The following is a 20,565-nucleotide window of genomic DNA, read 5'->3' as shown; positions in this document are numbered from 1 at the left end:
CACGGCCTCACACTGATTTCGCCTTGGTTTTACGCCCAGCGCGCGGATAGGGCAACCGCCCTGCACTTTATCAGCATATCCCTGTGCTGTTCATTTCATCTTTGCAAAAATACTCAGAAACCGACACCTGCCAAACAGCGCTATTCGCGGTGATAGGGACTGCCTGCCAGAATAGACGCCGCGCGATATAGCTGTTCAGCCAGCATCACCCGCACCAACATATGCGGCCAAACCATCGCGCCAAAAGACAGGGCAAAATCGGCATTCTGGCGAAAGGACGGGGCCAACCCATCGGCGCCCCCAATGCAAAAGGCCACATCCTGCCGCCCGCCGTCGCGCCATTTTGCAAGCTGTTCGGCAAATTCCGGGCTGGTCAGGGTGCGGCCGCGTTCGTCCATCACCACCGTCAAAGCACCCGCAGGCACCGCGCGTGATAGCAGCAGGCCTTCGGCCTCCATCCCGCCACCTTTGCGGTCTTCAACCTCGATTTCCGCAAACGGGCCAAGCCCTAGGGCCCGGCCCGTCCGGTTAAATCGTGTCACATAGTCGTCGATCAGGTCGCGCTCGGGGCCGCTACGCAGCCGCCCCACAGCGCACAGATGCACACGCATCAGTCTTCCTCGCGCACGCCTATGCCCATATGGCCGCCGGGCAGCCACATCTTTTCAAGGTCATAGAACTCGCGCACTTCGGGGCGGAAGACATGGACGATCACATCGCCCGTATCAATCAGCACCCAATCGCCGGTTTCCTTGCCTTCCATTTTGCAGACCATGCCGAATTCCTGCTTCATACGGTCAGCAAGTTTTTCGGAAATCGACGCAACCTGACGCGAAGAGCGTCCCGACGCGATAAGCATATAGTCGGCCATATCGGAACGGCCGCGCAGATCAATCTCGACGATCTCCTCGGCCTTGTCATCCTCAAGCGAGGCAATGACACGGGCCAGCAGCTCCTCAGACGTCGGTTGGTGTTCAGCAGATGCCTGGCCCGTCATACGCGGTGCCCTCGGCCCAACCGGCAAGCCGGTCGCAGGATCAGAATGAGACAGGACATTGTCCTCCAGAAAATTATCACGCGCCAGCCTTGGGTTTTGGTCACAACACCCCCGGCGCCGGGTATCATTCGCAAGATATCATCCTGCGGCGCAAACCTCAATCACAGCAGGCGCACGGGCGCAAGGCATGAGCGGGGCTTTGGCGCGTTTAGCCCACTCCAACAGGGGCTATGCCGCAAAGGAGCAAAGTTTTGCAGCAATTTCGCAGGATTTTGGTTTGTACCCGCTTGACTGTTCAAGCCCAAGACCCTGCCAAAACCCAACCGATTCGATACATCCCGCCCGCCAGACGGGCGGCAGCAATCGGCCCGCCTATGCACCCGACGCAAAGCAGGATGCCGAATTTGACCCTACTCAACCATGCCGCAGCGCGGCATATAGAGGTTACGGGAGGGGAGAACCGGAGACCTATATGACTTTTCTAAAACGCCTTTTCCCACGCCGCCCGAATCGTCAGGATTTGGAACACGCCTATCTGAACCAAGCCGTCAGCCTGTATGACCTTGAATGCCGCGAACGCGACATTGCCCGCGGTAAATTTGCAGGGCTCTAATCCAGCCCTGCAACGGCTGCACCCTGCGGCCCGCCGTTCATCACCTTCACCTCACGCTGCGGGAAAGGAATGGAAACACCGTTTTCCTTGAACACATCCCACAGCGCCAAATAGACATTGCCGCGAATATTGGTCAGCCCTTCGGTCGGGTCTTTGATCCAAAACCGCAGGATATAGTCGACCGAGCTGTCACCAAACCCGACAATATGGCACACAGAAGGCCGATCTTTCAGCACACGGTTCACCCGCCCCGCCGCCTCAACCGCCAGCTTGCGGACCAGATGCGGATCATCGCTATAGGCGGTGCCAAAGAACAAATCCAGCCGTACAAACTCATCGGAATGCGACCAGTTCACCACTTGGCCGGTGATCAAATCCTCATTCGGGATCAGGTATTCCTTACCGTCCCGTGTGACCACCGACACATAGCGCGCACCAAGACTTTCGATCCAGCCAAAGGTTTCGCCCAAGGATATCACATCCCCGGGCTTGATCGACTTATCCAGCAAAATGATGATGCCCGACACCAGGTTCGACACCACTTTTTGCAAACCAAATCCAAGCCCTACACCAATCGCACCCGACAAAACCGCAAGGCCGGTCAAATCAAACCCGACCGCCTTTAGCCCGATAAAAATCGCCCCGCCAAACAGCAACAGTTGCAGCCCCTTGATCGCCAACACCTGCATCGATGGGCTGATATCGGGGTTCTTGCGAATACGGCTACTTGCCCCGCGCGTGATAAACCGCGCACCCGCGACCAAAGCCCCTGTCACAATCATCGCCTTGATGATTGTCAGCGCAGACAGCCGGAAGTCACCAAATGTCACCGCAAGACTGTCAAGAAATGACAAAACCCCCGCGTCAAAGCCAAGAATTAGCGCAACAACCCAGATCCCCGCGCCCCATGTCGCGATGCGCCCGATAAAGCGGTTGCCGATAAGCCGCCCCGCAAGGCTGACAATCAGCAAAGCAAGGCCGATCGTCGCCGCAACCTCGATCAACTGGCTGCGTGATGGCCATGTCACCTGCCGCATGGTCCAAAACGCCGCCCAACTGAACAACGTGAACAAGATCAGGGTCAGGTTGCGGTCAAGAACAACAACCATCCGTAACTGCCATTTTTGCAGCCCCTCTTGGCCGCGCGCCCATGCCGTCAGGCGGCGCGATGCAAGCCCGCGCAGCACACGCGCCATAACCAACAAAACCAAAATCCCCGCCACCTGATACAAGCGCCACGGCACCAAAAGCGATCGAACAAACGCCTCTGCCTGCACCCACAGCCCTTGGGTCGCATCCAAAATCTCGGGGTTGATCTGGGTGATGGGGTCCATAGCTGTCCTTATCGTCGTAGTCCGCTGAACCCACAGCTTACCCCCCTGCTCGGCCAATACCAACCATATTGCCCAAGCGGCCAGAAAGGCGTATCACATCCCCCATGATCAGATTTTTCGACATTGATGAACGGGCGCGCTTGCCTTGGCGGTTTTTCGGCCAAGCTCGGTCTGTGCTTGCGCGACTTTGATCGCGGCCCAATGTCTGCCTGCCCGCGCCCGTGTCGCGGCGTCCCCCATTCCCCTAGCTAGATGAGAGATCATAGCCATGAACGCTCGTACCCTTTACGATAAAATCTGGGACGACCATGTCGTCGACCAAGCCGAAGACGGCACCTGCCTTTTGTATATCGACCGCCATTTGGTGCATGAAGTGACCAGCCCGCAGGCGTTCGAAGGCCTGCGCATGACGGGCCGCCGCGTCCGCGCGCCGGAAAAAACCATCGCGGTGCCGGACCATAACGTCCCCACCACGCTGGACCGCGCCAATGCCAAAACCATGACCGAAGACAGCCGCATTCAGGTTGAAGCCTTGGACATGAACGCCCGCGAATTTGGCCTGCACTATTACCCCGTGTCGGACGTGCGCCAAGGCATCGTGCATATTGTTGGCCCCGAACAGGGCTGGACCTTGCCCGGCATGACAGTGGTTTGCGGCGATTCACACACCGCCACCCACGGCGCGTTCGGGTCATTGGCCCATGGTATCGGCACATCCGAGGTGGAACATGTGCTTGCCACCCAAACGCTGATCCAGCGCAAGGCCAAGAATTTTAAGGTCGAAATCACGGGATCCTTGATGCCCGGCGTCACCGCCAAAGACATCACTATGGCCGTGATCGGTGAAACCGGCACCGCTGGTGGCACGGGCTATGTCATCGAATATTGTGGCCAAGCCATTCGCGAACTGTCGATGGAAGGCCGGATGACCGTGTGCAACATGGCGATTGAAGGCGGCGCGCGCGCTGGCCTTATTGCGCCGGATGAGAAAACCTTTGCCTATTGCATGGGCCGCCCGCACGCCCCAAAGGGCGCGGCGTGGGAGGCAGCACTGGCCTATTGGAAAACCCTGTTCACCGACGAAGGCGCACATTTCGACAAGGTTATCACCATCCGTGGCGAAGATATCGCACCTCTGGTCACTTGGGGCACCTCGCCCGAAGACGTGCTGCCGATCACCGCAACCGTCCCCGCCGCTTCTGATTTCAAAGGCGGCAAGGTCGAGGCAGCCCAGCGCTCACTCGACTATATGGGCCTGACCCCCGGCATGAAACTGACCGATATCAAAATCGACACCGTTTTCATCGGGTCCTGCACCAATGGCCGCATCGAAGATTTGCGCGCCGCTGCCGCCGTGCTGAAAGGCAAAAAGATCAAGGACGGGATGCGCGCGATGGTCGTGCCTGGGTCCGGTCTTGTGCGTGCACAGGCCGAGGAAGAGGGTCTCGCCCAGATTTTCCTTGATGCCGGTTTTGAATGGCGTCTGGCAGGCTGTTCCATGTGTCTTGCGATGAACCCCGACCAATTGGCACCGGGCGAACGTTGTGCTGCCACCTCGAACCGCAACTTTGAGGGGCGTCAGGGCCGTGGGGGGCGCACGCATTTGCTGTCGCCCGCAATGGCCGCCGCAGCCGCGATCACGGGTCATTTGACCGATATCCGCACGTTGATGACTGAAACCGTCTGATGCCAATGTTGGGCGGCGCATAACCCCGCCGCCCGAAAAACGTATGTACGAATGGCATACGGAAAACATACGCAGAAAAGACGCCTATCATTGCCCAGTCACCAACCGCGCCTTGTGCTTACGAATTGGAAACCACTATGGAAAAATTCACCAAACTAACCGGAGTCGCGGCGCCCATGCCGCTGGTCAATATCGACACCGATATGATCATCCCCAAGCAATTTTTGAAAACCATCAAGCGTTCGGGCCTAGGCGCGAACCTGTTTGACGAGATGCGGTTCAATCTGGACGGCACTGAAATCGACAGCTTTGTGTTGAACCAGCCCGCCTATCGCAAGGCCGAAATCATCATCGCTGGCGACAATTTCGGCTGCGGCTCGTCGCGCGAACATGCCCCTTGGGCGCTGTTGGATTTCGGCATCCGCTCGGTTATCGCGACCAGCTTTGCTGACATCTTTTACAATAACTGCTTTAAAAACGGTATCTTGCCCATCGTGATGCCGCAAGACGTGGTGGATACCTTGATGGAAGATTCCCGCCGCGGCGAAAATGCCCGCATCACCGTTGATCTGGAAAACCAGACTGTCACCACATCCGACGGCCAAAGTTTCCCGTTCGAAGTGGATGCGTTCAAAAAGCATTGTTTGATGAACGGGTTGGACGATATTAGCCTGACAATGGAAAAGGCCACAAATATCGACAGTTACGAGGCAAAGGCCGCAACCCTGCGCCCTTGGGTCTAACCCCTGCTTAACCCACTACATATAGGGTCGCCCCACAGGCGGCCCTTTTTTTAACCATAATTTGATGCAAACCTGCGACACATTTTCCGCTAATACGCCACAAACTTTTGATTTCTTTACACCAACGGTTGCTAGAGAATCCGAAAGAAGGCACAATTTGGGCAAGATTAAGGCAGTCCGCCACAAAGTGCGGGAAATGATGGGGATAAAGGAGCGACGTCGTATCGCTCCTGCCCTAAATGAGGGTAGAGCAGCAGTGCTTTCACAATTCACAGGTGCGCTCACGCGTGCCTTCATGGTTATGGTGCTTATCGCCACGCCGTCGGTATTGTTGCCGGGCGTGACGGCTGATGGCAAGCAAATGGTGGCGCTGATCGCCCTGTTTGCAGGCGTTTTAACCTTTGTCGAATACAATGCCACCTATCCCGGCCTGATCGAATTTCGCGATGCGCCCCCCTATAACCGCACGCGGTTCTTGATGCTTTTGTGCATCGTGTTTTTCCTGTCTATCATGGCGCGCAGCCATGCCGCCCCGTCCACCCTTGCCCGTTTGTTCGAGGCGGTCGGCATTTTGATTGGCCAAGGGCTGGATTTTCCTTACTCGCCGGTGCGCCTCGTCACGCTCACTCTCGCGGATAACAGCACGCCTGCGCATGCCATGGCGGTGCGGTCGGCTGCGGGTGTGGCCTATTTGACATCGGTGCTGGCGCTGGCGATTTTCGCACTTATCTTGCGGATTTATGACTGGCCGTCGAAAAACGGCGCGTTCAATGTGTGGACCAACCTGCCAACCTTTGACCCGACAGTGGGCGGCGATGTTGTTGCGCGGCTGGAACGGGATGCACGTTTCAACCTTGTGCTTGGGTTTTTGTTGCCATTCCTGATGCCTGCAGCATTCAAACTGGGTGGGATGGGCTTAGGCGCGATTGACCTGCATTATGCCCCTGCTTTGGTTTGGGTGATGGCGCTTTGGGCGTTTTTGCCTGCGTCCCTGTTTATGCGCGGCATCGCGATGTCACGCATTGCCGGCATGATCCGCAACAAGCGCGACCGCAGCTCCGAGACGGCCGTGCCTGGGTATTTCCCCGCGTGATCGCAAGGCAGGCCCTTTTCGCGCTGCTAGTTTTGGCGCCAACAGCCCTTGCCCAACAGCCCGATCATTTGCGGATTGCCACCTATAACGCCGATCTGTCGCGCAGGGGGCCCGGGCTTTTGCTGCGCGATATCTTGTCTGGCGCGGACCCACAGATTGCGGCGGTGGTTTCCACATTGGCAAACCTTAATGCCGATATTCTGGTTCTGACGGATGTGGATTTTGACCACGACCGCGTGGCACTTTCTGCGCTGGCGGATCAATTGGCCAAGGCCGGCGCACCATATCCCCACCGCTTTGCCAAACGGCCCAACACCGGTATGGCGACGGGGCTTGATCTGGATGGCGATACCCGTTTGAGTGGACCGCGCGATGCCCAAGGCTTTGGCTATTTCTCGGGGCAAGGCGGGATTGCAGTGCTGTCACGACTACCGTTCGATACGGCCGCTTTTCGCGATTTCAGTGATTTTTTGTGGCAGGATTTGCCGGACAACGTAATTGGTGACAGCCTTGATGACAGCGAAAAAGCGGTTTTGCGACTGTCAACCACCGCGCATTGGGATCTGCCAGTTATGCTGCCCGATGAAGGCCGCCTTCATCTGCTGATATGGCACGCCACGCCGCCGGTGTTTGATGGCCCCAAGGACCGAAACGGGCGGCGAAATCATGATGAGACGGCGTTTTGGCTGGCCCTTTTGGACGGAACTTTGCCAATGGCTGCGCCGGATGGTCCGTTTGTCATTCTTGGCGATGCCAATCTTGACCCCGTGGATGGGGATGGGCGAAATGCTGCGATACGGGCATTGCTCGCCGATCCTCGCCTGCAAGACCCCGCGCCCAAGGGCAGCCACAACCGCGCAGAGCCCGACCAAAACGGCGACCCCGCTTTGGATACTGCCCTTTATGATTTTGGCGGCTTGCGGGTGGATTTTGTGCTGCCCTCATCAGACCTGCGGGTGGCAGGTTCAGGGGTGGACTGGCCCAAAGATGCCGCTCCGAATGCGGCCACTTTGGCACGGGCGTCGCGCCATCGCCCTGTCTGGGTAGATATCGCCCTGCCTTGACCCTGCCCGCCTGAAACGCTACGCAAAACCTAACCCTTTCCCTTAAAGTGCAGGAGCTTTCCTTGGCCAACCCTTCCCTTCTTATCCTCGCCGGTGACGGCATCGGCCCCGAAGTCATGACCGAGGTCAAAAAGATCATTACGTGGTTTGGTGACAAGCGTGGCGTGCATTTTGATGTGTCCGAAGATTTGGTCGGCGGCTGCGCCTATGATCAACACGGCACGCCCTTGCATGACGATACGATGGCCCGCGCGATGGAAGTAGACGCCGTTTTGCTGGGGGCCGTTGGTGGCCCGAAATACGACACGCTGGATTTCAGCGTAAAGCCTGAACGTGGCCTGTTGCGCCTGCGCAAGGAAATGGATTTGTTTTCCAACCTGCGCCCCGCCCAATGTTTTGACGCACTGGCCGATTTTTCGTCGCTGAAGAAAGACATCGTGGCCGGTCTGGATATCATGATCGTGCGAGAGCTGACCTCGGGCGTGTATTTCGGCGAACCGCGCGGAATTTTCCCCGATAACGAAGGCGGCCGCGTGGGGGTGAACACCCAACGCTACACCACCAATGAAATCCGCCGCGTGGCGCGGTCGGCATTTGAGCTGGCCAAGCGTCGGGGCAACAAGGTCTGCTCAATGGAGAAGGCCAACGTCATGGAAAGCGGTATTCTGTGGCGCGAAGAAGTCCAGTGGGTGCATGACCATGAATACCCCGAGGTAGAACTGTCGCATATGTATGCCGATAACGGGGCGATGCAGTTGGTTCGCTGGCCCAAGCAGTTTGATGTGATCGTGACCGACAACCTGTTTGGCGATTTGTTGTCGGATTGCGCCGCCATGCTGACGGGCAGCCTTGGGATGCTGCCTTCGGCAAGCCTTGGGGCGGTGCAGGCGAATGGGCGGCCAAAGGCGCTGTATGAACCCGTTCACGGGTCGGCCCCCGATATCGCGGGTCAGGGCAAGGCGAACCCGATTGCCTGTATCCTGAGCTTTGCCATGGCCCTGCGCTATTCCTTTGATATGGGGGATGAGGCGACGCGGGTTGAAAAGGCGGTTGAAAAGGTGCTGGCAGACGGGGCCCGCACCGCTGATTTGATGGCAAAAGATGGCGGCACGCCAATCAGCACGACCCAGATGGGGGATGCGATTTTGGCGGCTTTGGATGCGTCGCTTTAAAGCCTGACTGGAACGGAAAAGGGGCAGCTATGCCCCTTTTTTACAGAAATGTTCGCGCGCGGACATTTTCATAAGCTGTTGTAAATAATACATATTTCATTTTTTGTTAACTTGGACTTAACCTTTGGACGCAGCAAGCCGCGCCACCCCTTTCTTAATCGGGCGGCGCGGCTTTCTACTTTTACGGCGGTTAGATCACCAGCTCGGCCAAGCCGATAAAGAGAGGGATGCTGAGGATGGCCACAGGTGTGCCGAGGCCGGTTGAGGTGCCGACATAGGCCGATGAGTTCGCTTCGGGCAGTGCCGCACGCAATGTGGGTGGGCCAGAGATGTCCGAACTGGATGCGGCCATGACCGCGAGCAAGATCACCCCGCCTTCTGAAAAGCCTGTGAGATGATGGGCGATCAACCCGACGCCGAACCCCAAAAGACCGTGCAAGATGGGAGCGGCGATCCCGTAGAGGATATAGGCATGAGCAACCTTGCGCAGCTCGGCGATCCGTGTCCATGCCTCGATGCCCATGATCAGCATCAAGATCGACAGCAATCCCCGGAAGAGTTGATCGTAAAAGCTTTTGTAAACGCTGTCGGGTTCGGACAGGATGCCAAGGCACAAGCCTGCGACCAAGGCAGAGATGGCGGGGCTGCGGAAGGTATCCACCATAATGCTTTTGACCAAACCCGATGTGGTGTCGCTGCCTGAACCGCTGTTCAAAGACAACGGGCCTCCCATAGACGCTGTTCCATCACTGTTGATCGTCATCTGGGTTGCCGCGCGCCGCGCAAGACCGAGTTTGGCCAAAACAATCGCGGTTACCAAGGCGGCAATATCCATGAAAGGGTACAGTGCGCCGATATAGCCCTCGTAGGCGATGCCGCTGTCATCCAGCATCGCCATTCCGGCCGCCAAAGTCGAGGCCGATACGGCGCCAAACAAACCGGCCGTCGCCAGCCCGTCGACTTCGGACACGCCGCGCATCCGTGCAAGGGTTTTACTGCCCAAAAAGACGATTATGATCCCAATCAACGTGGCCCCAAGTGCGGGGACTGCCAGAGACACAAGGTCTGCATCGCGAACCGAGATGCCTGCGCCCATGCCAACCTTGAGCAAAAGAAGAATGACGATAAATTTGTAAACAGGTTCCGGTATTTCGAATTTGCTGCCAAGTGCCGCCAACATCATGCCTGCGATCAGAAAGGCGAGCGTTGGTTTTTGAAGTTGTTCAACAACTGTGGTGGCGATGGTAAAGATAAGATCCATGTTTTCGCTCCCGCTGGATATGTGCTGCGGGGATACGAGATTGGCGCTTCAAATAAAAATATATCTTTATGCCATTACTGTTCTATAAAAAAGAATGTCATCCCGTTTGAATTATCATCATCTGCGCTATTTTCGCGAAATTGCCACCGAAGGGCATTTGGGGCGCACCGCCGAGCGGCTGAACGTGGCGCAATCAGCGTTGTCTATTCAGCTGCGCCAGCTGGAAGACCGGTTGGGCTATGCCTTGTTTGACCGCGCTGGCCGGTCGCTTGTTTTGACAGAGGCGGGGCGCATTGCGCTGGACCACGCCGACCGGATTTTTACGGCCGGAGATGAATTGTTGGCCACGCTGCACCAAAACGGTGATGCAAAGCCGCCGTTGCGAATTGGTGCGTTGTCGACGTTATCGCGCAACTTTCAATTGCAGTTTCTGAAACCTCTTTTGGCGATGGATGCGTGCAAATTTTCCCTGAAATCAGGCAATACGGACGTGCTGTTGAAAGATCTGGAAACGCTTGCGCTTGATGTGGTTTTGACGACCGAAGTACCGCAAACCGGATCGCAATTTCAATTCGCGGCACAGCTGATTGCCGAACAGCCGGTTTATCTGCACGGGCGGCCCGACCGGCTGGAATACGACACGCTGGCGATGCTGCTTGCCCATGAGCCGCTGATTGTGCCCACCGAAAGTGTGATACGGGCCGAATTCGAGAACCTGATAGCGACATTGGGGATACGCCCGCACATTTTGGCGAGCGTGGATGATATGGCGATGGTCCGCCTGCTGGCGCGCGAAGGGGCTGGCGTTGCAATTGCGCCCACGGTGGTTGTGGCAGATGAGATTGCAAGCGGAGTGTTGAAAACAGCCGCGTTTGACCTTGGTATTTCCGAGCCGTTCTTTGCCGTGACTTTGCCGCGCAAGTTTCCGCACCCTGCGCTGATGGCTTTGCTGGCAGGGCAAGGTGCAGTTGCGGAACGCGGCGGAGCATAGACCGCCGCCTGTTTGGCGTTACGCCACCCGCGCTTTGCGGCCACACCACACCACCAGCGCCACGGCGCAGGCAAAGACCAGCATGACAGGGGTGATCTGTTCGTCCAAAAGCCAAGCGGAAATAGCCAGCGTGACAAAGGTTTGCAGCAGTTGCACCTGGCCCACGCGGGCGATGCCGCCGAGAGCAAGCCCTGCATTCCAAAAGAAAAACCCGGCGAACATCGACCCAAAGGCAAGGTAGGCCATCGCCCAAAGCGCCGCGTGGCTGGGCGCATGTACTCCCGCCCCCCATGTCAGCGCGCTGCCGAGCCCCGTGAGCGGCAGGCACAAAACCAGCGCCCAAGCGATCACCTCCCACCCTGGCAGTTTGCGCGACAGCTTGCCCGACACGACATAGCCAAAGGCCGAGACGATGGCGGCACAGCCCAGCCAGAGATACCCGACGCCGGGCACGAACCCGCCACCGCGCAAGGTGAAGCCCAGCACAAGGGCGGCGCCGGCCACGCCCCAAAGCCAAAAGGCCAGCCCCGGTTTTTCGCCGCCAATCACGGCTGCAAAAACGGCGGTCAGCAGCGGCAACACGCCCAGCACAATGCCGCCATGTGACGCGGGCACCGTTTGCATCGCCACATTCACAAAGGCGGGAAAGCCGAACACCAGCGTTACCCCGATAAGCGCGAAGGCCCCGAGATCGTCCCGAGGAAAGCGTTTGCGCGCAATCAAAAGAGCAATGGCCGAGGCAAGCCCCGCCAGACAGGCGCGGCCAAAGGTTATGAACGCTGGGTCAAAGCCGCCAAGGGCAATGCGTGTCGCAGGCAGGGTTGCCCCGAAAATGACAACGCCTGCAAAGCCAAGCAGCAGACCTGCAAGCGGTTTGACGGCTGTCGGCGGAATTGGGTTTGGGGTCATGCGCGCACCTTTGGATTTGGGGCCACAGTGCCGGTTTCGGGATGATGTGCAAGGGCGGATGAGGGGCTGTGCAAAACCGCGGCTGGTCGGGTTTGGCCCGAAATGCGTGTCATGGGCCTTGCACATTAGCGCTAACAGGCGCACTATCAAGAGATTGCTAGTCGAACCGAGAACCGTCATGATCATTGTGAAATCCAATCTGCGGGGAGCGCTGTTTGCGCTGATCGCATTCGCGATCTATTCCACGCATGACGTGTTTGTTAAGTTTCTGGGCGGGCAATATTCGCCGGTGCAGATCATCTTTTTCTCGGTCATTTTAAGTTTTCCTCTGATTGCGATGATGTTGATCGGGGACCGCAATGATGGCAATTTGCGCCCCAAGCATCCGTGGTGGACGCTGGTGCGCACAGTGTCGACGCTGATCACCGGAGTTACGGCGTTTTATGCCTTTTCGGTGCTGCCACTGGCGCAGACCTATGCGATTTTGTTCGCGGCACCTTTGTTGATAACGCTGCTGGCGATTCCGATTTTGGGGGAAAAGGTTGGCATCCGGCGGGGTCTTGCGATTGTGGTGGGCCTTGCCGGCGTGATGATTGTGCTGCGCCCAACAGGAGCCGAGCTGGGGTTGGGCCATTTGGCGGCGCTGGCCGCTGCGGTATGTTCATCGCTTGCGTCAGTGATTGTGCGCAAGATCGGACAAGAAGAGCGGTCGGTCGTGCTGTTGTTGTTTCCGATGATCGCAAATTTCGTGGTTCTGGGCTTTGCTTTGCCGTTTGTGTACAAACCGATGCCGATTGAGCATTTGGGCATGGTCGCGGTGATCGCCGCATTTGGATTTGTTGCCAGTCTGTTTGTTATCGCGGCCTATCGGTCGGCCGAGGCGGTGATTGTGGCGCCGATGCAGTACAGCCAGATGATCTGGGCCGCAATTTTCGGCTATCTGATTTTCAACGAGACGCCGGACCGGTTGACCCTGATTGGCGCGGGGGTCATCATGGCGAGCGGGTTGTATATTGTGCTGCGCGAAAGCCGCGGGAAAGTGTCCAAGAACAGCCCTGTGCTGGAATCGCGGACGCGGCATGAAACGGGCACCTTACCACGGATCAGCCTTTTGTTGCGGCGCGAAAAGGGGTCAAAGTAGGCCTGCGCGCCTAAGGGGCACCGTGCTTAGACAAAAACATTTTCATCGGCTTGGTTCGCGCAGTTTGCCCCAAATATTTAAAGCCGCCATTGCGCAACCCCGTCAGTGCAATTTGCACTTTGGTCAGCTTTTTCAGCAGAATCACGACGTCGTTCAATTCATTCTGAACGAATTATATTGACATCGGATAGCGGCGTGATAGCCAACAGCCTCTTGTTGGCAGTTTGCCCAGCTTTCGAAAACCAAAGGACTGCCCTCATGCGTTTCCGCCTTGCTTTTGCCTATACTCTGACGTTGTGCGCCGCATCCGTTATGCCTGCGACCGCCCAAGACAGCGCCCTGGCAGCCCCGACCGTGCACCTTGCCACGGTCACGGTGGCCGAAGTTTCGACCCGAGAGGTGATTGGTCGTGTTCCCGTATCTGGCACTTTGCTGCCGCGCGACGAGGTGCTGATTTATCCGCAAGTCAACGGCTTTACGATTGAAACGCTGAATGTCGATATCGGCGCGCAGGTTAGGGCAGGAGATGTTTTGGCGACGCTGAACAACCGCAACCTGACCGCGCAATTGGCGCAGGCGCAAGCCGAATATGCGCGGGTTGAGGCCGCGATCAGTCAGGCGCGCAGCCAGATTGCCTCGGCCGCTGCGGGGGCCGAACAGGCAAATTCGGCGCTGACCCGCACCCAAGCTTTGTTCAAAGCGGGCAGTGCGACCCAATCGACGCTGGATCAAGCGATTGCGGCGGCGCGCACGTCCGATGCGGGGCTTGCGTCGGCCAAGGACGGGTTGCTGGTGGCCGAAGCGCAACTGCAACAGGCACAGGCACAGCTGGATATTGCCGCTTTGAACCTTGACCACGCCACGCTGCGCGCGCCTGTCGCGGGGTTGGTTTCAGTGCGCAACGGCCAGATTGGCGCGATTGCCAGTTCCGGCGGCGACCCGATTTTCCGCATGATCGCGGGTGGCGTGCTAGAGATTGAAGCCGAGGTGGTGGAAACCGCGCTGGGAGAGATCAGCCTTGGCGACACGGCCGAGCTGACAATTGCTAGCGTGGGCAAGGCTGCGGGGACGGTGCGTCAAATCTCGCCCACGGTTGATGCTTTGAACAGACTGGGCAAGATCCGGATTGAAACGGATGCAAAGGGCCTGCGCGAAGGGTTGTTTGCCAGCGGTTGGATTATTACCGCCAAGCGCAGCGCCCCGACTGTGCCTGCCGCCGCCGTGCTGACCGATGCGCTAGGCACGTATGTTTTGGTGTCCAAGGACGGGTTGATCGAAAAGCGAGCCGTTGCAGCGGGGCTGATTTGGGACGGAGCCCGCGAAATTATGGACGGCGTTGCATTGGGCGAATTGGTGATTGCAAAGGCTGGTGCGTTCTTTGGCGATGGTGACCGCATCAACCCGATCCGCGAAGATGCGGATACGGGTGCAAATACGGGTGTGGGGACCAAGCCATGAATATGTCAACTTGGGCGATCCGCAAACCTGTCCCGTCGCTTGCGCTGTTTTTGGTGCTGTGCATTGTGGGGATGGTCGGGTTTTTCCGCCTGCCTGTCACGCAATTCCCCAATATCGACATTCCGATCATCACGATCAGCATTGGCCAAGCGGGTGCAGCCCCGTCTGAAATTGCCAACCAGATTATCAAGCCGATAGAAACCGCAGTGTCCGATGTGACAGGCGTAAAACATGTCAGCGCCACGGCCACGGATGGCGTGGCAAGTATTACAGTGGAATTTGCGCTGGAAACCGACACGGACCGCGCGTTGAATGACATCAAGGATGCCGTGACCCGCGCCCGTGGCGACCTGCCTGACAGCATCACCGAACCCAATGTCCAGCGCGTTGATGTGACGGGCCGCGCGATCCTGACCTATGCCGTATCAGACCCGACCCGCACGATTGAAGAGCTGTCTTATTTTGTAGATGAGGTGGTGGCACGCGAGCTGACCACCGTTGGTGGCGTGGGCAAGGTGGCCCGCATTGGCGGTAATGAACAGGCTATCGAGGTTGAGTTGAACCCTGATCGTTTGCTGGCCCTGCGACTAACGGCCAATGATGTGAACACCCAATTGCGCCAACGCAATATCGACCTTGGCGGCGGTAACGGCGATTTGGCGGGGCAGGAATATTCGATCCGCGCCTTGGGCAGCGCGCCGACCCTAGAGGATTTAGCCGCGACGCCGATTACCCTGTCATCCGGCGCGATTGTGCGGCTGGATCAGGTTGGCAAAGTCTTTGAAGGATCGGTTGAGGCCACAAGTTTTGCACTGTTCAACGGGCAGCCTGTTGTGGCCTTTGGTGTGTTTCGCAGCACGGGCGCCAGTGATCTGGACGCCGCCAACAACACCAAAACCAAACTGGCCAGCCTTGCCGTGGAATACCCGAATGCCACGTTTTCGCTGATTGATGATGCGACGATTTACACCGAAGGCAATTACAAGTCGGCGATGGAGACTTTGTATGAAGGGGCGGCCCTTGCGATCATCGTGGTGTTCTTGTTTCTGAAAAACTGGCGCGCCACGTTGATTACCGCCGTGGCGCTGCCGCTGTCGATTATCCCCACCTTTATCGTCATGCAGATGATGGGGTTTTCGTTGAATACTGTTAGTTTGCTGGGGATCACGCTGGTCACGGGCATTCTGGTCGATGATGCGATTGTGGAAATCGAGAATATCGTCAGGCATATCCAGATGGGCAAACCCGCCTATGAGGCATCGGAAGAGGCCGCGACCGAGATTGGGATGACCGTGGTCGCGATCAGCTTTACCATCGTGGCCGTGTTTGCGCCTGTTAGTTTTATGTCCGGCATTGCGGGGCAGTATTTCAAGCAGTTCGGGATTACGGTGGCTGTGGCCGTGCTGTTTTCCTTGCTTGTCGCGCGGTTGATTACACCGATGATGGCCGCCTATTTCATGAAAGACGGCATTGCGGCACATGAGGAAAAAGACGGGCTCGTGATGCGCGCCTATATGCGGGTTTTGGCGTGGACGCTGCACAACCGGACCCTGACGCTGATTTTGGGTGTGTTCATCTTTGCGGGATCGATTTTTTCCGCGACCTTGCTGCCGACTGAATTTGTGCCCGCCTCCGATACCGGGCGTGCGGCGGTGTCGATTGAGCTGCCGCCCGGGTCGTTGTTGGACCAAACGCGCACAGCCGCGCGTGAGGTTAGTGCTTTGATCGCGGAAATCCCCGAGGTCGAGGTGGTATTGGTCGATGGCGGCAACGCGGGCCAGACCAAGGCGAACCTGATTATCGGATTTGGCCAGAAAGAGGATCGCGACCGCTCGTCCTTTGAGATTTCCGATGACATTGCGGCGCGCTTGTCGACGTATCCCGACGCGCGGATTTTTGTGCTGAAGGATGACGGGCAGCGCGATATTTCGGTAAATGTGTTGGGCGATGACAATGCGGCAACCGCCGCGGCGGCGCGCGCGCTGGCGACCGAGTTCAACCAACTGCCCGAGGTAATGAACGCCAGTAGCGCGGCATCGTTGGTACGCCCTGAAATCCAGATCACCCCGCGCCCTGAATTGGCTGCGGAAATGGGGGTGTCGGCCTCGGCGCTGGCATCGACCATGCGGATTGCGACTTTGGGGGAAACGGGCGGCAATTCGGCCAAGTTCACCTTGGGCGACCGCCAAATCCCGATCATCGTGCGGGTTGAAGAAAGCGCGCGCAACGATCTGTTCCAGCTGCAAGGGTTGCGGGTGCCCAGCACCACAGGCGCGCCGGTGCCGTTAAGTGTGGTAGCGGAATTGGCGCTGTCGACGGGCCCTACGCGGATTGAACGCTATGACCGCCAGTTCCGCACGACGATCGAGGCGGATCTGGCCCCCGGCGCGTTGTTGGGGCCAGCCACAGCGGCGGTGGATACAGTGCCGCTTGCCAGCAACATGCCCGAAGGCACCGCGATCAAGGCCGGTGGCGATGCCGAGATTATGGGCGAGATTTTCACCCAGTTCGGGTTGGCGATGGGCGCGGGAATTTTGCTGGTTTATGTGGTGTTGGTGCTGCTGTTTTCCAGCTTTGTGACGCCGATCACCATTTTGCTGTCGCTACCTTTGGCCATCGGTGGTGCGATTTTTGCGCTGTATATTTACGGCGCGGGGATCGGGTTGTCGGTCATCATCGGGTTCTTGATGCTGATGGGGATTGTGACGAAAAACGCGATCATGCTGGTCGAATTTGCGATCACCGAAATGGAGGCGGGGTTGGACCGCAACAAGGCCATGCTGGAGGCGGGGCATAAACGCGCGCGGCCCATTGTGATGACCACGATTGCGATGACCGCAGGCATGGTACCCAGTGCTATGGCCATCGGTCCGGGAGGCGAGTTTCGCGCGCCGATGGCGGTGGCAGTGATTGGCGGGTTGTTGCTGTCGACCGTGTTGTCGCTGCTGTTTGTGCCGTCTTTGTTCAGCGTGATCAACGGGATGAAAACCCGCGTGCGGCGGGGGTTTGTGTCAGTGCTGGGCGCGAACCAACCGCAAAAGGTGGACGCCCCATGACCAAACAGATGGGCATTGTGCGCAGCGAATTTATTGAAAAGACGGGGCTGATTGCGCAAAACCAAGGCATCCCGCGTGTGGCGGGACGCGTTTTGGGGATGTTGTTGTTTGATGGCGATGCAGTGGCATTTGGCGATTTGGCCCGCGAATTGCAGGTCAGCCGTGGCAGCATCAGCACCTCGACCCGCTTGCTGGAAGATCGTGCGTTGATCAAGCGGCTGACCAAACCGGGCGAGCGGCAAGATTTCTTTCAACTGGCCGAAAATCCGTTTCCAAACATGCTGGCGCGGGTGCAGCAGGAAATGGCGCGCGCGCAGGCCGATATTCAGGCATCCGTGGCCGAGATTTGTGACAGCCGCCCCGATGTCAAAGCCCGCGTGCAGGATTACGCGAACCTTTATGCCAGCCTGTCTGCCTCGGTTCAAAAGGCAAAAGAGACGCTTTAACGCGCGCGCCACGCCTGCAGGATATAGGTGGCGGTCATCAGGTCCAGATGCGCGCCGCCGCCGTTTTTGGCGATGGTGATTTCATCGTCGCTGCGGCGGGCGAAGGTGCCTTTGGCAAGGTCATAATAATCGGCGACGATATGGCCTTCGGTGATCGCGCCGCTGGCGATGGGCATCATCACCTCGCCGATGTGATGCACGGTTGTCGCCCGCGCATCGACAAACAGACGGGCACGTTTTATCGCCGCGTCATCCACCTCGCGCATATCGGGGCGGTAGGCGCCGATCAGGTCGAGGTGCTGGCCCGGTTGCAGCCAATCGCCCATGACCAGCGGTTCCTTGGACATGGTGGCGGTGCAGATGATGTCGGCCCCGCGCACGGCGGTTTCCAGATCGGTCACGGCGGTGATGCCATGCGCATCGGCAAAGGCCTGTGCAGATACGGGGTTGCGGCCCCAGACGGTAAATTCGGCATCTGTGAACACGCTGGAATAGGCTTCGATCATCGTGCCCGCAACGGTGCCTGCACCTACCAGCAAAATCTTGCGGCTGTCTTTGCGGGCCAGTTTTTTGGCGGCAAGCAGGCTGTCACCGGCGGTTTTCCATTTGGTGACAAGGTGAAAATCGACCAGCGCCTGAAGCACGCCGGTTTGATCGGCGTAAAGTGTGACCGCGCCGTTGACCGACGCCAAACCATGCGCGCCATTGCCCGGAAAGATGGTGGCACATTTGACCAATTGGCCCAAACCGTCGATCCACGCGGCGCGGTTCAACAGCGTGTCGGGGCCGCGATAGAGAAAACTATCGGCCACTTCGGCCCGTGGCAAGCGGTGGCCGGCCTCTAGCGCTTCGGTCAGGGTGTGCCAGTTCAGAATACTCTCTGCCTGTGGGGGGACGATTTCGATGGTCATGGTCTGGCCTCCTGTTCGGTCAAAACGCCTGCAGCGATCAGCCGGTCGGCCCAGCCTTGGGGGCCTGTGAAAAGATGGGTTTGCCAACCCCGCGCGGCGGCGGCGGCAATGTTTTCGGCGCGGTCATCGGCGAACAGCAACCCGTTTGGCGGGATGCCGCAATCGGCCTCAACCATCGCGTAAATGGCGGGGTCGGGCTTGGTCATTTGCATACGGCCCGACACATAGGCGCGGTCAAATTCAGTCAGAAAATCATATTGGGTTTGGGCATAGGCAAAGGCGTCATCGCCAAAGTTCGTCAGCGCAAACACTGGTACGCCCTTGGCCCGCAAGCGCCGCAGCAAGGTTATGGAATGGTCGATGCGCGGCGAGGCAAGGCCGATCCAATGATCATACCACCAGCGGATTTCTGTTGTCCAATCAGGGTATTGCGCGGCGGTGTCATAGACGGTTTCGCGAAACAACCCGCCCGCATCAATGCGTTCATTCATGGCGTGCAGATCGACGGCGGCGAATAATTCCTGCCGCCGCGTCACGCCGATCCGCGCATCGTAATAGCGTTCGGGTTGCCATTCGATCAGCACATTGCCGATGTCGAACACCACTGCCTTAACCGCAGCCTTAACCATTGTCATCCGCCACCTCTGTTCCGCCCACGGCCGAGGATCGCAGGTTTCCCGGCACCGATGCAAGGGGTGGCGCGGTCGGGTTTGCGCGGGTTTCGCGCCACACGGTATAAAGCCCCGCACCGCAAATTAGCGCGATACCGACCCATGCCAGCGGGTCGGGCCATTCATCGAATATGACCAAGCCAAAAATAATCGCCAAGGGCATCGAGATATATTCAAACGGTGCGACCAGTGCCGCCTCGCACGACCGATACGCATGGGTTATCAGCAGCGCCCCCATGGCCGAGGCAAGCCCCACCAACGCAAGGATGGGCCAATCGGCGGCGGCAGGCCATTCCCACGCGCGGGTCAGAAAAATCAGCGAGGGGTCCGACTGGCCGGCAAAGGCACCGTGGCCCAGCACAAGGCCGCTGAGGATACAAACCGCCGTAAAGGTCATTTGCACATACAGCGTCAAGGTGACCGCACTTTCCGTGCCCCCCATGCGGCGGGTCAGCATATGCAGCATGGCATAGCACAAGGCGGCAATCAGCGGCAGCAACATGGCGGGGTGAAACAGCCCCGCCCCCGGGCGCAGCATGACCACAACGCCCAGCAACCCCACACCCACCGCCGCCCAGCGCCGCGGCCCCACCTTTTCGCCCAGCATTGGCACAGACAGCGCGGTAATCAGCAAGGGGGCGATGAAAAAAAGCGCCACGGCATCGGCAATGGGCATGGCGGCAAGGCCCAAAAAGAAACAGAAATTCGAGGTGACGACAAAGCCGCCGCGCACAAGATGCAAGCCCAGCCGCCGCGTGCGAAACGCCGCCAGCCCCGTGCCCGCATGCGCGATGATGGCGAACATCACCATCATGCCGATCAGCGACCGGATCAGCACAATTTGGTGCAAGGCATAGCCACCGCTGAGGAATTTGATCGCGCTGTCATTGATGGAAAAGAAACAGGACGCGCCCATCGCACTGGCAATACCAAGCAAAAGAACGCGGCGGTCTGTTTGGGTGTCGGTCATAAGCCGATTTGGCCCCGTGATGGGCGCCCCGTCTGTTCCAAGGGCGAC

At 58.2% G+C, this 20,565-nt stretch carries 19 protein-coding genes; 11 read left to right on the top strand and 8 right to left on the bottom strand.

Going from position 1 to position 20,565, the window contains the following annotated elements:
• Positions 1–140: 140 nt before the first annotated feature.
• Together rlmH and rsfS are read right to left on the bottom strand one after the other, a co-directional pair.
• Positions 141–611 carry a 23S rRNA (pseudouridine(1915)-N(3))-methyltransferase RlmH gene (gene rlmH, locus G560_RS0101005; RefSeq protein ID WP_022702447.1) on the bottom strand — a complete coding sequence of 157 codons (471 nt, stop codon included), beginning with the start codon at positions 609–611 and terminating at the stop codon, positions 141–143.
• Complete coding sequence (gene rsfS / locus G560_RS0101000) at positions 611–997, bottom strand: ribosome silencing factor (RefSeq protein ID WP_033419164.1); 387 nt, start codon at positions 995–997, stop codon at positions 611–613. The genes rlmH and rsfS overlap by 1 nt, the downstream gene beginning before the upstream one ends.
• A gap of 472 nt (positions 998–1,469) precedes the next feature.
• Between rsfS and G560_RS20910 the strand changes: the two genes are divergently transcribed.
• A complete protein-coding gene (locus tag G560_RS20910; protein ID WP_022702445.1) occupies positions 1,470–1,610 on the top strand; it encodes a DUF3563 family protein in 141 nt (46 codons plus the stop codon).
• Here the strand turns inward: G560_RS20910 and G560_RS18190 are convergent.
• On the bottom strand, positions 1,607–2,944 hold the full coding sequence (locus tag G560_RS18190; RefSeq protein ID WP_022702444.1) for a mechanosensitive ion channel family protein: 1,338 nt from the start codon (positions 2,942–2,944) through the stop codon (positions 1,607–1,609). The genes G560_RS20910 and G560_RS18190 overlap by 4 nt on opposite strands.
• A 268-nt stretch (positions 2,945–3,212) precedes the next feature.
• Here G560_RS18190 and leuC point away from each other — a divergent pair, with 268 nt between their 5' ends.
• From leuC to leuB, 5 genes are all read left to right on the top strand, one after another.
• Positions 3,213–4,631 carry a 3-isopropylmalate dehydratase large subunit gene (gene leuC / locus G560_RS0100980; RefSeq protein WP_022702442.1) on the top strand — a complete coding sequence of 473 codons (1,419 nt, stop codon included), beginning with the start codon at positions 3,213–3,215 and terminating at the stop codon, positions 4,629–4,631.
• 137 nt (positions 4,632–4,768) lie between these two features.
• Entirely contained in the window at positions 4,769–5,374 is a 606-nt protein-coding gene (gene leuD / locus G560_RS0100975) for a 3-isopropylmalate dehydratase small subunit (RefSeq protein WP_022702441.1), read from the top strand.
• 295 nt (positions 5,375–5,669) lie between these two features.
• Positions 5,670–6,467 (top strand): hypothetical protein, encoded by a 798-nt coding sequence (locus tag G560_RS0100970; protein WP_231575845.1) that lies wholly within the window; start codon positions 5,670–5,672, stop codon positions 6,465–6,467.
• A gap of 32 nt (positions 6,468–6,499) precedes the next feature.
• Positions 6,500–7,531, top strand: a complete 1,032-nt coding sequence (locus G560_RS0100965; RefSeq protein ID WP_022702439.1) for an endonuclease/exonuclease/phosphatase family protein — start codon at positions 6,500–6,502, stop codon at positions 7,529–7,531.
• 62 nt (positions 7,532–7,593) lie between these two features.
• Positions 7,594–8,703, top strand: coding sequence for a 3-isopropylmalate dehydrogenase (gene leuB / locus G560_RS0100960; protein ID WP_028913583.1), 1,110 nt, complete (start codon positions 7,594–7,596; stop codon positions 8,701–8,703).
• A gap of 190 nt (positions 8,704–8,893) precedes the next feature.
• On the opposite strand, the gene G560_RS0100955 is transcribed toward leuB, so the two are convergent.
• Positions 8,894–9,964 (bottom strand): sodium-dependent bicarbonate transport family permease, encoded by a 1,071-nt coding sequence (locus G560_RS0100955; RefSeq protein ID WP_022702437.1) that lies wholly within the window; start codon positions 9,962–9,964, stop codon positions 8,894–8,896.
• A 94-nt stretch (positions 9,965–10,058) separates the two neighbouring features.
• Between G560_RS0100955 and G560_RS0100950 the strand changes: the two genes are divergently transcribed.
• A complete protein-coding gene (locus G560_RS0100950; protein ID WP_022702436.1) occupies positions 10,059–10,955 on the top strand; it encodes a LysR family transcriptional regulator in 897 nt (298 codons plus the stop codon).
• An 18-nt stretch (positions 10,956–10,973) separates the two neighbouring features.
• Here the strand turns inward: G560_RS0100950 and G560_RS0100945 are convergent, their stop codons facing one another.
• Entirely contained in the window at positions 10,974–11,864 is an 891-nt protein-coding gene (locus G560_RS0100945) for a DMT family transporter (RefSeq protein WP_028913582.1), read from the bottom strand.
• A gap of 184 nt (positions 11,865–12,048) precedes the next feature.
• Between G560_RS0100945 and G560_RS0100940 the strand changes: the two genes are divergently transcribed.
• From G560_RS0100940 to G560_RS18185, 4 genes are all read left to right on the top strand, one after another.
• Positions 12,049–13,005, top strand: a complete 957-nt coding sequence (locus G560_RS0100940; protein ID WP_028913581.1) for a DMT family transporter — start codon at positions 12,049–12,051, stop codon at positions 13,003–13,005.
• Between the two features lie 258 nt (positions 13,006–13,263).
• Positions 13,264–14,463: an efflux RND transporter periplasmic adaptor subunit gene (locus tag G560_RS0100930; RefSeq protein ID WP_022702432.1), complete on the top strand. Its 1,200-nt coding sequence runs from the start codon at positions 13,264–13,266 to the stop codon at positions 14,461–14,463.
• Positions 14,460–17,519, top strand: a complete 3,060-nt coding sequence (locus tag G560_RS0100925) for an efflux RND transporter permease subunit (protein WP_022702431.1) — start codon at positions 14,460–14,462, stop codon at positions 17,517–17,519. The genes G560_RS0100930 and G560_RS0100925 overlap by 4 nt, the downstream gene beginning before the upstream one ends.
• Positions 17,516–17,965 carry a GbsR/MarR family transcriptional regulator gene (locus tag G560_RS18185; RefSeq protein ID WP_022702430.1) on the top strand — a complete coding sequence of 150 codons (450 nt, stop codon included), beginning with the start codon at positions 17,516–17,518 and terminating at the stop codon, positions 17,963–17,965. The genes G560_RS0100925 and G560_RS18185 overlap by 4 nt, the downstream gene beginning before the upstream one ends.
• Here the strand turns inward: G560_RS18185 and G560_RS0100915 are convergent.
• The 3 genes from G560_RS0100915 to G560_RS18180 are packed head-to-tail and all read right to left on the bottom strand — an operon-like array spanning position 17,962 to position 20,517.
• A complete protein-coding gene (locus tag G560_RS0100915; protein ID WP_022702429.1) occupies positions 17,962–18,876 on the bottom strand; it encodes an ornithine cyclodeaminase family protein in 915 nt (304 codons plus the stop codon). The genes G560_RS18185 and G560_RS0100915 overlap by 4 nt on opposite strands.
• Complete coding sequence (locus tag G560_RS0100910) at positions 18,873–19,511, bottom strand: HAD family hydrolase (protein WP_028913579.1); 639 nt, start codon at positions 19,509–19,511, stop codon at positions 18,873–18,875. Before G560_RS0100910 ends, G560_RS0100915 begins: the two co-directional genes overlap by 4 nt.
• On the bottom strand, positions 19,498–20,517 hold the full coding sequence (locus G560_RS18180; RefSeq protein ID WP_022702427.1) for a DMT family transporter: 1,020 nt from the start codon (positions 20,515–20,517) through the stop codon (positions 19,498–19,500). Before G560_RS18180 ends, G560_RS0100910 begins: the two co-directional genes overlap by 14 nt.
• Positions 20,518–20,565 lie beyond the last annotated feature (48 nt).

It is taken from the genome of Pseudorhodobacter ferrugineus DSM 5888, from assembly GCF_000420745.1.
Classification (GTDB): Bacteria; Pseudomonadota; Alphaproteobacteria; order Rhodobacterales; family Rhodobacteraceae; genus Pseudorhodobacter; species Pseudorhodobacter ferrugineus.
Note: the sequence above shows the minus strand (reverse complement) of the source record. Positions and strands in the feature narration are given on the sequence as shown.

Excerpts from the sequence above, each read along its gene's own strand:
- rlmH (WP_022702447.1), bottom strand. The coding sequence starts at position 611 with ATGCGTGTGCATCTGTGCGCTGTGGGGCGGCTGCGTAGCGGCCCCGAG.
- rsfS (WP_033419164.1), bottom strand. The coding sequence starts at position 997 with ATGACGGGCCAGGCATCTGCTGAACACCAACCGACGTCTGAGGAGCTG.
- G560_RS20910 (WP_022702445.1), top strand. The coding sequence starts at position 1,470 with ATGACTTTTCTAAAACGCCTTTTCCCACGCCGCCCGAATCGTCAGGAT.
- G560_RS18190 (WP_022702444.1), bottom strand. The coding sequence starts at position 2,944 with ATGGACCCCATCACCCAGATCAACCCCGAGATTTTGGATGCGACCCAA.
- leuC (WP_022702442.1), top strand. The coding sequence starts at position 3,213 with ATGAACGCTCGTACCCTTTACGATAAAATCTGGGACGACCATGTCGTC.
- leuD (WP_022702441.1), top strand. The coding sequence starts at position 4,769 with ATGGAAAAATTCACCAAACTAACCGGAGTCGCGGCGCCCATGCCGCTG.
- G560_RS0100970 (WP_231575845.1), top strand. The coding sequence starts at position 5,670 with ATGGTTATGGTGCTTATCGCCACGCCGTCGGTATTGTTGCCGGGCGTG.
- G560_RS0100955 (WP_022702437.1), bottom strand. The coding sequence starts at position 9,964 with ATGGATCTTATCTTTACCATCGCCACCACAGTTGTTGAACAACTTCAA.
- G560_RS0100950 (WP_022702436.1), top strand. The coding sequence starts at position 10,059 with ATGTCATCCCGTTTGAATTATCATCATCTGCGCTATTTTCGCGAAATT.
- G560_RS0100945 (WP_028913582.1), bottom strand. The coding sequence starts at position 11,864 with ATGACCCCAAACCCAATTCCGCCGACAGCCGTCAAACCGCTTGCAGGT.
- G560_RS0100930 (WP_022702432.1), top strand. The coding sequence starts at position 13,264 with ATGCGTTTCCGCCTTGCTTTTGCCTATACTCTGACGTTGTGCGCCGCA.
- G560_RS0100925 (WP_022702431.1), top strand. The coding sequence starts at position 14,460 with ATGAATATGTCAACTTGGGCGATCCGCAAACCTGTCCCGTCGCTTGCG.
- G560_RS18185 (WP_022702430.1), top strand. The coding sequence starts at position 17,516 with ATGACCAAACAGATGGGCATTGTGCGCAGCGAATTTATTGAAAAGACG.
- G560_RS0100915 (WP_022702429.1), bottom strand. The coding sequence starts at position 18,876 with ATGACCATCGAAATCGTCCCCCCACAGGCAGAGAGTATTCTGAACTGG.
- G560_RS0100910 (WP_028913579.1), bottom strand. The coding sequence starts at position 19,511 with ATGACAATGGTTAAGGCTGCGGTTAAGGCAGTGGTGTTCGACATCGGC.
- G560_RS18180 (WP_022702427.1), bottom strand. The coding sequence starts at position 20,517 with ATGACCGACACCCAAACAGACCGCCGCGTTCTTTTGCTTGGTATTGCC.